The sequence below is a fragment of the Streptomyces sp. a15 genome (genome assembly GCF_059026085.1).
Window position 1 is genome coordinate 1 of the sequence record NZ_JBWLKM010000195.1, and the last position, 3,105, is coordinate 3,105.

The window sequence follows — 3,105 nt, forward strand, 5'->3', positions numbered from 1 at the left end:
CTCGCTTCTTGGCAGTGTCGTGCTTCCACGACCCGAGTAAAGGGCGCTCCGCCTCCGGCTCCGCGTCGGCTGCGCCGATCGGCCTGCGGCCGGCCCTTGACTCGGCTCGTTCCAGCACGGGTGAGAAGCGAGCGAGCGGCCCGGAAAGACGGGGGTGAACTGCCGACTTGTATAGGGGTAGCGGGACGCGGTCGGGTAGGCCGCTCGTAGCGTGCCGTAGGACGCCGGGCCGACCACGTGTGGCGCGTCATGATCGCCGATGAGCGCGGAGCCAAGTCCTGCCCCGCTCAAGCGGCTTGACAAGACACAGAGGCACCCCGGGTTTGATGGAGACATCGAAGACCCGGAAGGATGCCGATCATGGCTGCTCCCCGTAAGTACCCCGACGAACTGCGTGAGCGTGCGACGCGGTTGGCGGTCGAGGCCCGCAAGGATCCGGCCGGCCGTGCCGGTGCGATCAAGCGGATCGCCGACCAGCTGGACGTGCACCCCGAGGCCCTGCGCGGCTGGATCAAGCGTGCCGAGACGGACGAGGGCATCGTTCCCGGCACCACCAGCACCGATGCCGTGGGGCCCGGGTGGGCGGTTCCTTGGGTGGGTGTCCGAGGGCCGGCGTTGTTCGCCGTGGTGGCGGTAGCGATTGACCCACTTCGATGCGGTCGCTCTGGAGATGCCCATCTCTGCGGCGACGTGCGCGATGGGCCGCGTGGGGCAACGCTTGACCAGACGCCGGGTCCTTCAACACTCAGGGGTGCGTTGGCGTGCGTCATGGCGTGGCCTGAGTGTTGGGGAATGCGTTGCGTCGGGCCCCGGCGATGATGAGCAGGCTGACTGCTCCGAGGGCGGCGGCTGACACGGCGACCACGGTGACGCCAGAGCTTTGCAGCAGGAGACCGCCGATGATGCCACCAAGGGCCATCGCGGCGTTCCAGAGGGTGACGAGGACGGCTTGTGCGGTGTCAGCGGCAGCGGTGCTGCGCCGCATTCCGGCTTGTCCGGCTGCGGTTTGCAGCAAGGTCGGGGCACCGCCCCACCCCAGGCCCCAAAGAACAGCGGCGGCCCAAACGATCGTGTGTGTTGTGGTGACGGCAAGAACTGCGGTGGCGAGAGTGAACAGCACCGCGCCGGTGACCATCAGAGTCCGTAGCCTGCGGTCGACATGGCGTCCGACGTACCAAATGCTCACCAGGCATGCGACACCGAAAGCAAGGAGAACTGCGTCGGTCGCTGACCCGAGCCCGGCGTGCTGTAGGTAGGGAGCGATGTAGGCGTAGATGATCGTGTGCCCGAGAACGAACGTCGTGACCGTGACCATGATCGCGGCGACACCGGGCACCGCCAGGGTCTGCCGCAGGGGCGACTTCGCTGATTCTGGTGCGGGGTCCGAACGGTCGATGTCAGCCTGCTCAATGGCAGGTTGCCCCACGTCGGGGACGGACACGCTGATCCAGCCGATGACGGCAAGAGTGACCAGGGAGACAGCGCCAAACGCCGCCCGCCATCCCACCTGTTCACCGATCAGCGTGCCGGCCGGAACCCCCAAGGACAACGCCACAGGGATCCCGGTCATCGCCACCGCGATGGCGCGCCCTTCCGAGCCGGCAGGTGCGATACGACGGGCGTAGCCAGCGAGGATAGCCCACGCCAGGCCCGCGGCCACGCCGGCGAGGAACCGGCCCGCAAGCAGGACGATGTATCCCGTTGCGGCCGCAGTCAGCGTGTTGGCCACCAGGAAGACGGCCATGGCGCCGAGCAGCAGTGGTTTCCGCGGAACAGATGCTGTCGCCGTGGCGAGCGGGATCGCGGTCAACGCCGTACCGGCCGCATAGACGGTGACGGCCTGGCCGGTAGCACCCGAACTGGTGCCCAGTGAGGCCGACATCTCGGGCAGCACACCGGCAGGCAGAGTCTCGGTCAAGCTCGTGATGAAGACGGCAGTCCCCAGTGCCAACAGCGCCGACCATGGCAGGCCGACCTGTCGCGTACGAGACTGTGTGTCAGAAGACGTGGTGGTCATGGCCCGAATCTTGGAACCTTCACATAGATGTGATGGTCAAGTCGAGGTGCGCCGAGTAGTTTCGGCGGGTGTGAGGATCGGTGAATTGTCGCGACTGACGGGTGCGTCCCGTCGGCTACTTCGCTACTACGAGGAGCAGGGGCTGATTGTCCCGGACCGGGGGGCGAACGGGTATCGGGAGTATGACGACCGCTACGTGGACCGGGTCAACCAAATCCGTGGCCTGCTGGATGCGGGGCTCCCCACTCGCATCATCAAGCAGATCCTTCCGTGCCTGGACAAACCTCGATCGATTCACTTTCCCGATGCAACACCGGAGATGCTGGCCTTGCTGGCCGCCGAGCGGGACCGGCTCACCGAGCGGATCGACGTACTCATCCGCAACCGTGATGCGATGAGCGAGTACCTGGCTGAAGTCGGACAATGCCGAGCGCTGGCGCCTGCCAGCTCTCACGGAACATCGAACTCCCCGTCGGTGGTGTCAGCAACGTCATGACCCGCAACAAATAGCCCTCTTCCAGAGGCGCCGCCCGCAATTGGAGGGTTTGGGCCACGCCCAGCTACCCACCTGGGCTTTTCCATCCCGATCTTGACCCAAACCCTCCAATTGCGCACCATCCGGCGTATCTGAGCTGCTCGGGTCCCTACTTGCTCACTGCGAGCCGCCCCCGGATCGACGCACCCCACTCACCGTCAGCCGTTGAGCTCACCCGGCGTGCCGCCACCCAACCGATGCGCCCACCGCGCACCGCCCACCACCAACCGACCACCGACCGCAAGCCGCCAACCAGCCCGGCGTGCCGGCACCCGGCCGATGCGCCGCACCACCCACGCACCGCAAGCCGCCAAGCCCACCCGGCGTGCAGGCGAGACGCGAGCGCGCCCCGCAACGCCGGGCCTCCGGAAACCCACCCAAGGGACCGCTCACCCGGGCCCCCGTCTTTCCGGGCCGCTCGCTCGCTTCTCACCCGTGCTGGAACGAGCCGAGTCAAGGGCCGGCCGCAGGCCGATCGGCGCAGCCGACGCGGAGCCGGAGGCGGAGCGCCCTTTACTCGGGTCGTGGAAGCACGACACTGCCAAGAAGCGAG

Annotated in this window: 2 protein-coding genes and 2 pseudogenes; 2 read left to right on the forward strand and 2 right to left on the reverse strand. The window is 67.2% G+C overall.

Features of this window, described 5'->3' with window-relative positions; genetic code table 11:
* Positions 1–360: 360 nt before the first annotated feature.
* A pseudogene (locus AC5P09_RS51465) lies at positions 361–534 on the forward strand (transposase); the annotation flags it as partial.
* Between the two features lie 84 nt (positions 535–618).
* On the opposite strand, the pseudogene AC5P09_RS51470 reads toward AC5P09_RS51465, so the two are convergent.
* Together AC5P09_RS51470 and AC5P09_RS51475 are read right to left on the reverse strand one after the other, a co-directional pair.
* Positions 619–770 (reverse strand): annotated as a pseudogene (locus tag AC5P09_RS51470) (helix-turn-helix domain-containing protein); the annotation flags it as partial.
* Positions 767–2,017, reverse strand: coding sequence for an MFS transporter (locus AC5P09_RS51475; protein WP_493880555.1), 1,251 nt, complete (start codon positions 2,015–2,017; stop codon positions 767–769). The pseudogene AC5P09_RS51470 and the gene AC5P09_RS51475, both read right to left, overlap by 4 nt.
* 70 nt (positions 2,018–2,087) lie before the next feature.
* On the opposite strand from AC5P09_RS51475, the gene AC5P09_RS51480 reads away from it, so the two are divergent.
* Entirely contained in the window at positions 2,088–2,513 is a 426-nt protein-coding gene (locus AC5P09_RS51480) for a MerR family transcriptional regulator (protein WP_493880556.1), read from the forward strand.
* Positions 2,514–3,105: the final 592 nt, after the last annotated feature.

Coding starts and splice junctions, on each gene's coding strand:
- AC5P09_RS51475 (WP_493880555.1), bottom strand. CDS start 2,017: ATGACCACCACGTCTTCTGACACACAGTCTCGTACGCGACAGGTCGGC.